Origin of the sequence: Achromobacter sp. (assembly GCF_036567245.1) — a bacterium.
Classification (GTDB): domain Bacteria; phylum Pseudomonadota; class Gammaproteobacteria; order Burkholderiales; family Burkholderiaceae_B; genus Achromobacter.
The window spans coordinates 1-6,921 of the sequence record NZ_DATCUY010000381.1; the positions used below are offsets into that span (position 1 = coordinate 1).

The window sequence follows — 6,921 nt, forward strand, 5'->3', positions numbered from 1 at the left end:
CTGCGCGAGGCGCCCAGGCCGCTGCTGCGCGCCAAGGGCTGGGTGCGCACCGACAGGCATGGCCTGGTGCTGGTCCAGCTGGCCGGGCGGCGTGTGCGCTACGACACGCAGGCCAGGCCGCCGGCTGGTGTGGATGCGCCGTCGCTGGTACTCATAGGCCTGCGCGGGGCCATCGATCCTGCCGCCATGGATGTCTGGCTGGCGCCGGCGGCGGCCTGAGCGCCAGTCTGGTGCAAGCGATTTCCCGCTTCTGGTTCTAGACCCTGCCTGGGGGCTCACTTACCTTTGATCTGAATGCTGGCGCACATTGCGCTGGCGTCTATCGGAGGTATGCAATGCAGAAGACCGTCACCGCCGACATGCTGGCCGAATTCGCGGCGGCCTGGAACCGCCACGATATCGATGCCCTGATGTCCTTCATGAGCGAGGACTGCGTGTTCGAAACCGTGGCCGGCCCGGAACGATGGGGCGCGCGCCATGAAGGGCGCGACGCGGTGCGCGCGGCCTTCGCGGCAGCCTGGGCGAATTTTCCCGATGCGCAGTGGCGCAACGGCACGCATTGGGTCGCGGGCGACCGCGGCGTATCCGAGTCCACCTTTACGGGCACCGCCGCTGACGGTTCCCGCGTGGAGGCGGACATGGTGGACGTGTTCACCTTCCAGGAGGGCAAGATCCGCGTGAAGAACGCCTACCGCAAGCAGCGTCCGGCCTTGCCGGCGCGCGGCTGAGAACGCCTCCCGCACCCTGCAACCGGAACGCAGCATGGATACTCAAATGTCCTTCCAACCTGTAGGTCCGGCCCCTGCTGGCCGGACGGCGATCAGCGCGTACAACCCGGCCTACGATCCGCTGGTGTCCCCGCCCGGCCGCGGCCAGGACTACGCGCCCACCTACTGGGTCGCGACCGCCGGCCAGCCGCCCGAGGACGATGGCCCCGTCAACGGCGACATCGATGCCGATGTGGTGATCGTGGGCTCGGGCTTCACCGGTTTGTCGACGGCCCTGACCCTGGCGCGCGATTTTGGCGTAAAGGCCGTGGTGCTGGAAGCCAACCGGGTGGTGTGGGGCTGCACCAGCCGCAACGGCGGCCAGGGGCAGAACGCATCCGGGCGCCTGTACCGCTCGCAATGGATCGAGCGCTGGGGCCTGGCGACCGCCAAGCGCCTGGACGCGGAGATCCGCGAAGGCTTCGAGTACTGGAAGAGCCTGGTGGCCCAGGTGGATTGCGACGCGCAGCCGGGCGGCCATCTTTACACGGCACACCGCCAGAAGAAGATGGCCTTCCTGGAGAACGAAGCCCGCGTGATGCGCGAAGTGTTCGGCTACGACGCCAGGATGCTGAGCAAGGAGGAATTGCGCGAGCGCTACGTGTACGACCGCGAGGCGGTGGGTGCCATGCACGAGCCGGACGGTGTGGGCGTGCACCCCTTGAAGCTCGCCTATGGCTACATGCGGCAGGCGCGGGCGCTGGGCGTGCGCATCCATCCGGGAAGTCCCGTGCTGGGCTGGCGCGCGGAGAACGGCGGCGTGCGGCTGCAGACGCCGGGCGGTTATGTCCGCGCCCGGCGGGTGGCGTTCGCGACCGGCGGCTACACCGCGCAAGGCGTCAATCGCCTGCTGGATAACCGCATCATGCCGGTGCTGTCGAACTCGCTGGTGACGCGCGTGCTGACCCCGGCGGAACGCGACGCCGCGGGCCTGAAAAGCACGGTGTTCATCACCGACACGCGGACCTTGCGCTTCTATTACCGCTTGCTGCCCGACGGCCGCATGCAGATAGGCAGCCGCAGCGCTCTGCGCGGCGCCGACGCGCAGCATCCGCGCCATCTGGCGCTGCTGCGCGAAGGACTGGCGCGCAAGTTTCCCACGCTGGCGGGCGTGGACGTGGACTATTCCTGGTGGGGCTGGGTGGACGTGAGCCACGACATGATGCCGCGCGTGACGCAGCCCGATCCGGCGCAGCCGGTCTATTACGCCTTCGGCTACGGCGGCAACGGCGTGGCGTTCTCGGCCCACGCCGGCAAGCGCCTGGCGCAGCGCATGATGGGCAAGGATGGCGTGGCCTGGGACTTGCCGATCTATGATTCGCCCTTGCCTGGTCATATGTTCGCGCCGTTCCGCAGGCTGGGCCAGGGCTTGCTGTACCGCTGGTACTACCTACGAGACGAAATGCTCTAGCGTGTGCAGGTCCGGGCCCTCAGGGGCCTTTTTATTGCCGGCGGCGGCATGGCGGTAGCGCTCGACCACCTTGGCCAGCCTGGCGATGCCAGGCTCGATGTGTTCCGGCCGGATCGAGGTGAAGCCGACGCGCAGGAAGTTGCGTGGCGCGTCGGCGCCGTTCATGAAGAAAACGTCGCCCGGCTCGACCACCACGCCTTCGGCCAGCGCCGCCTCGGACAGCTCGGCGGCGTTGAGCCAGGGCGGCCCTTGCAGCCAGCAGAACGACGATCCGGTGATGGGGATGGACTTGAAATCAGGCAGGTGCCGCGCCAGCGCGCGGGCCAGCTCGGTGCCGCGCTCCTGGTAGGCCTGGGATTGCCTGCGCAGCAGCGAATGGTGGTGGCCCAGCGAAATGAACAGCGAAAACGCGCGCTGGATGTAGGCCGAGGGGTGGCGCAGCATCAGGCGGCGCAGGGCGCGCAGTTCGGCGGTGAGCTCGCGCGGGGCCACGATGTAGCCGATGCGCAAGCCCGGGGCGAAAGACTTGGCCAGGCTGCCCACGTAGATCACGCGGCCGTCGCGGTCCAGGCTCTTCAACGCGGGAATCGCGCCTTCGCCCCAGCGGCTTTCGCTTTCGAAATCGTCTTCGATGATCAGGCTGTCGGCCTGGCGCGCCAGCGTCAACAGGTTCTGGCGGCGCTCCGGCGACAGCGTGACCGTGGTGGGGCATTGGTGGCCGGGCGTGACGAAGATGTAGTCGCAGCCCAGCAGATGGGTGCCGCTGCACAGCCCTTGTTCGTCCACCGGCAAGGGCAGCAGGTTGCGCGTGTGGCTGGCGAAGATGTTGCGGGCGTCGGGGTAGCCGGGGTCTTCCATGCCGACCACGGTGTCCTCGTTGACCAGCAGGTCGGCCAGCAGATAGAGCGCATGCTGCGCGCCCACGGTGATGACGATTTCCTCGGCGTCCGCCCAGACGCCGCGGCGCGGCAGGACCTGGGTGCGGATCTGTTCGATCAGGGCGGGATCGTCATGGGTGATCAGGTCGGGCGCCCAGCTGCGGATGTCCAGCACCGACAGCGCCTTGATGCAGCACTCGCGCCATTCGGCGGTGGGAAACAGGTCCTGGTCGAATTGCGCGTAGACGAAGGGATAAGGCTGCTTCTGCCAGTCGCGCGGCTTGGTGATGTTGCGCTGCCGGGATGGGCGGAAACGCAGCCTTTCGTCCCAGCGCACGTCGGGCTCGCCGCCGTCGGCGGGCGGGGCATCGGAGGCGGGCCCGGAGTGGCCCCGCATGACCGTGTCGCTGACGAAGTGGCCGCTGCGTTCGCGCGACACCAGATAACCCTCGCTGACCAGTTGCTGATAGGCGAACACGACGGTGTTGCGCGCAATGCGCAGCTGGTCGGCCAGATGCCGGCTGGACGGCACCGGCGTGCCGGGCGGCAAGTGGCCGCTGAGGATGGCGGACACCAGCATCTGGCGTACGCAGCCTTGCAGGCTGAGGTTGGGCGCGCTTTCGCGTTCGAACAGGCGTTCCCACAACACAGGCTTGAGCATCGAGGCCTGGCTGGACATGACGGCTCCTTGTATCGGCCGCGCAGCCGGTAGCCGCTGCGCAGGCGTCGTTCTTGAGGATAGAGGAGCCGGATGGGGGAAGAAATGAGGGATTGCCCGGGCGACGTTCAGACCCGTCCCTTCCAAGGGATGGCGAACTTCTCCAGATAGCGGACCAGCAGGTCGAAGGCGAAGGCAAACACGCCGATCACGATGATGCCCATGATGACCGTGTCGCTGGCCAGGAACTGGGCGGCGTTCAGCACCATGAAACCCAGCCCGCGGTCGGCGGCCACCATTTCGGCGGCCACCAGCGTGGTCCAGCCCACGCCGATGCCGATGCGCATGCCCGTGAAGATTTCCGGCATGGCGGCCTTCAGGATCACGTGCCAGACGATTTGAGCGGGCGTGCCGCCCATGGCGTAGGCGGCGTGGATCTGTTCGATCGAGACCGAGCGCACGCCGGCGCGGGCCGCGATCGCCATGGGCGCGAAGATCGCCAGGTAGATCAGCAGGACCTTGGGGAATTCGCCGATGCCGAACCAGATGATGATGAGCGGCAGATAGGCCAGCGGCGGCAGCGGGCGGTAGAACTCGATGGGCGGATCGAAGATGCCCCGCGCGTAGCGGTTCACGCCCATCAGGATGCCGACGGGGATGGCGGTCACGCAGGCCAGGAAGAAGGCGCCGAACACCCGCGAGAGGCTGGCCAGCGCATGTTCGGTAAGCGTGGAGTTGGCCACGCCGTCGGTCATGGCCGAGACGAACTTGTCGTACACCGCCAAGGGCGAGGGCAGGAACAATGGCCGCACCCAGCCGGCGCTGGTCACCAGGAACCACAGCCCGATGAGCGCCAGGCTGGTGATCAGGCTGATGTGGCCGCTGTAGCCCGCGCCCGGCGCGCCGTAGACCCTGCCAGGCGCGGCGGGCTTGTGTCCCGTGCGGCTGCTAGCCATGGAAGCCTTGGGGGGAGGAGGCTCGCTCGTCGCCATAGATGATGCCAAGGACTTGTTCGCGCATGGCGATGAAGTCGGGGCTGGATTTGATGCTGCGGCCATCGCGGGTCTCCAGGTAGCGCCGGTTGAAGTCCGGCGTGAAGGTGTGCGTGATGCGGCCCGGGCGGGGCGACATGACGATCAGCCGCGAACCCAGAAATAGCGCTTCTTCCACGCTGTGCGTGATGAAGAAGAACATCTTGTTGGTCTGCCGCCAGATATCCAGCAACAGCTCCTGGATGGTTTCCCGGGTCAGCGCGTCCAGCGCCGCCATGGGCTCGTCCATCAGCAGCATGGCGGGGTTGCAGGTCAGCGCGCGCGCAATGCCCACGCGCTGCTGCATGCCGCCGGACAGCTGGTAGATCATGTGGCGGTGGAACTCCTGCAAGCCCACCAGTTCCAGGTTGCGGCGGGCGCGGGCGCGGCGGGTTTCCTTGTCCACGCCTTGCAGCTTGAGGCCGAACTCGGTGTTCTCCAGCACGTTCAGCCAGGGCAGCAGGGCGTGCTTCTGGAACACCACGCCGCGGTCGGCGCCTGGCCCCAGGATGGGCCTGCCGCCCAGCGTGATTTCGCCCTCGGTGGGCGACAGGAACCCGGCCAGCAGGCTGAGCAGGGTGGTCTTGCCGCAACCCGAAGCGCCCAGGGCCACCACGAACTCGCCCGGCTGGATGGTCAGATTGACGTTTTGCAGCGCGATGACCGGACCGCTGTCGTGCAGCCCGGGGTAGGTGACGCTGACTTTCTCCGCGCACAGGCTCTGCGTGGCGGACGTGGACTGCATGGTCATGCCGGCTCCCCTTGGTGCGACGGGCTGCGCGCAGCCCTGCGTGGCGCGAGGCAGGCGGCGCCGGACGGGCCGCCTGGCCGGGCGCGCCGCTTACTTCTCTGCCGCCTTGGCGTACTTGTCGGTGACGTGCGGGCTGTAGTCGGCCAGGGCCTTGTCGATCTGCTTCTGGTCCTTCAGGAACTTGGCGCTGGCGGCGAAGGCGCGCGCGGCGCCCGAGTCCTTGCCGCCGCCCAGCCAGACATTGGAAGCCTGTTCCTGCACGGTCGGGAACACCAGCAGCTTGAGCGCCTCGACCATGTCTTCGGGCTTGCCGCCGATCAGCTTGACGATGCTCTTGACCTGTGGCGAGTCGGCGGTCCATTTGGCGCTGTTGGCGTGATAGTCCGCGTAGGACTTGGCCAGCACGCTGGTGAAGGCGGCCATGAACTTGGGATTCTTGGCGGCCCAGGCGCGGTCGACCACGATGCCGTCGAAGGTCGGCACGCTGGCCGCGCCGATCTGTTCCGAGTCGGCGATGATCTTGCCGGTCTTGGCGATTTCGGTCAGGGCGGGCGGCCAGACGTAGGCGGCGTCGATGTCGCCGCGTTGCCAGGCGGCCACGATCTGCGGCGGCTGCATGTTCAGGATGCGCACGTCGCGCGGATTGATCTTCCAGACCTGCTCCAGTCCCACCAGCAAGTGGAAGTGGGAGGTGGACACGAACGGCGTGGCGACGCGTTTGCCTTTCAGGTCGGCCGTGCTGTTGATACCGGAGCCGTTGCGCGCCACCAGCGCTTCGGACTTGCCGATGTTGTCCAGGATCCAGAACAGCTCCATGTCCACGCCGCGCGTGGCGGCGGCGGTGATGCCGGTGGAACCCAGCACGCCGACCGGCACGTTGCCGGAGGCCAGGGCGGTGGAAATGTCGCCGCCGGAGGTGAACTGGCGCCAGTCCACCTGGTAGCCGGCATCCTTCAGGGCCTTGTCGAAACTGCCGTCGGCGATCGCCGACAGGAACGGCCCGACGATCAGCTGGTAGCCCACCACCAGCTTGGTCTGGGCATAGGCGGGAGCGGCCAGCAGCGCGGCGGCCAGGCCGGCCAGGGTGCAGCGGCGGATGAGGCGGAATATCGCGTTCATGGAGATCTCCGGGAGGGAACGGCCGCGCTCCGGCGCGACCGGCATGCTGGTGTCCTGTCCCGCAGATACGCCCGCACGAAATCCACCCATAGCCGCCAGTGCGTCGTTGCAAATCCTCGCGATACCTACGGGTATCGCTGCGGTTTGCGCCTAGCCCTGACGACTATGGATGAACTTCGTCATGCGGACGCATCTGCGGGACAGGACACTGGAGCCAGTTTGCCCGGATGGGGCCAGAACGCTAGGTCCAGATGCCCTAATCAGTAGGAGCCAAAAAGATCCAGGCCCGCCCGCCCCGCCGGCAAC

The 6,921-nt window shown here is 67.4% G+C and carries 7 protein-coding genes; 3 read left to right on the forward strand and 4 right to left on the reverse strand.

Features of this window, described 5'->3' with window-relative positions; translation table 11 throughout:
- The 3 genes from VIR09_RS16360 to VIR09_RS16370 form a co-directional block, all read left to right on the forward strand.
- On the forward strand, nt 1–219 hold a 219-nt coding region (locus tag VIR09_RS16360; RefSeq protein ID WP_332013825.1), incomplete at its 5' end, for a GTP-binding protein.
- A 116-nt stretch (nt 220–335) separates the two neighbouring features.
- Nucleotides 336–728 (forward strand): nuclear transport factor 2 family protein, encoded by a 393-nt coding sequence (locus VIR09_RS16365; protein ID WP_332013826.1) that lies wholly within the window; start codon nt 336–338, stop codon nt 726–728.
- Between the two features lie 46 nt (nt 729–774).
- Nucleotides 775–2,178 carry an FAD-dependent oxidoreductase gene (locus VIR09_RS16370; protein ID WP_332013827.1) on the forward strand — a complete coding sequence of 468 codons (1,404 nt, stop codon included), beginning with the start codon at nt 775–777 and terminating at the stop codon, nt 2,176–2,178.
- On the opposite strand, the gene VIR09_RS16375 is transcribed toward VIR09_RS16370, so the two are convergent.
- The 4 genes from VIR09_RS16375 to tauA form a co-directional block, all read right to left on the reverse strand.
- Nucleotides 2,158–3,735, reverse strand: a complete 1,578-nt coding sequence (locus VIR09_RS16375) for a PLP-dependent aminotransferase family protein (protein WP_332013828.1) — start codon at nt 3,733–3,735, stop codon at nt 2,158–2,160. The two genes, VIR09_RS16370 and VIR09_RS16375, sit on opposite strands and share 21 nt — an antisense overlap.
- 107 nt (nt 3,736–3,842) lie before the next feature.
- Nucleotides 3,843–4,670, reverse strand: coding sequence for an ABC transporter permease subunit (locus VIR09_RS16380; protein WP_207467600.1), 828 nt, complete (start codon nt 4,668–4,670; stop codon nt 3,843–3,845).
- Complete coding sequence (locus VIR09_RS16385; protein ID WP_332013829.1) at nt 4,663–5,496, reverse strand: taurine ABC transporter ATP-binding protein; 834 nt, start codon at nt 5,494–5,496, stop codon at nt 4,663–4,665. Before VIR09_RS16385 ends, VIR09_RS16380 begins: the two co-directional genes overlap by 8 nt.
- Nucleotides 5,497–5,586: 90 nt before the next feature.
- Nucleotides 5,587–6,615, reverse strand: a complete 1,029-nt coding sequence (tauA, locus tag VIR09_RS16390; protein ID WP_332013830.1) for a taurine ABC transporter substrate-binding protein — start codon at nt 6,613–6,615, stop codon at nt 5,587–5,589.
- Between the last annotated feature and the right edge of the window lie 306 nt (nt 6,616–6,921).

Excerpts from the sequence above, each read along its gene's own strand:
- VIR09_RS16375 (WP_332013828.1), bottom strand. The coding sequence starts at position 3,735 with ATGTCCAGCCAGGCCTCGATGCTCAAGCCTGTGTTGTGGGAACGCCTG.
- VIR09_RS16385 (WP_332013829.1), bottom strand. The coding sequence starts at position 5,496 with ATGACCATGCAGTCCACGTCCGCCACGCAGAGCCTGTGCGCGGAGAAA.
- VIR09_RS16380 (WP_207467600.1), bottom strand. The coding sequence starts at position 4,670 with ATGGCTAGCAGCCGCACGGGACACAAGCCCGCCGCGCCTGGCAGGGTC.
- tauA (WP_332013830.1), bottom strand. The coding sequence starts at position 6,615 with ATGAACGCGATATTCCGCCTCATCCGCCGCTGCACCCTGGCCGGCCTG.
- VIR09_RS16365 (WP_332013826.1), top strand. The coding sequence starts at position 336 with ATGCAGAAGACCGTCACCGCCGACATGCTGGCCGAATTCGCGGCGGCC.
- VIR09_RS16370 (WP_332013827.1), top strand. The coding sequence starts at position 775 with ATGTCCTTCCAACCTGTAGGTCCGGCCCCTGCTGGCCGGACGGCGATC.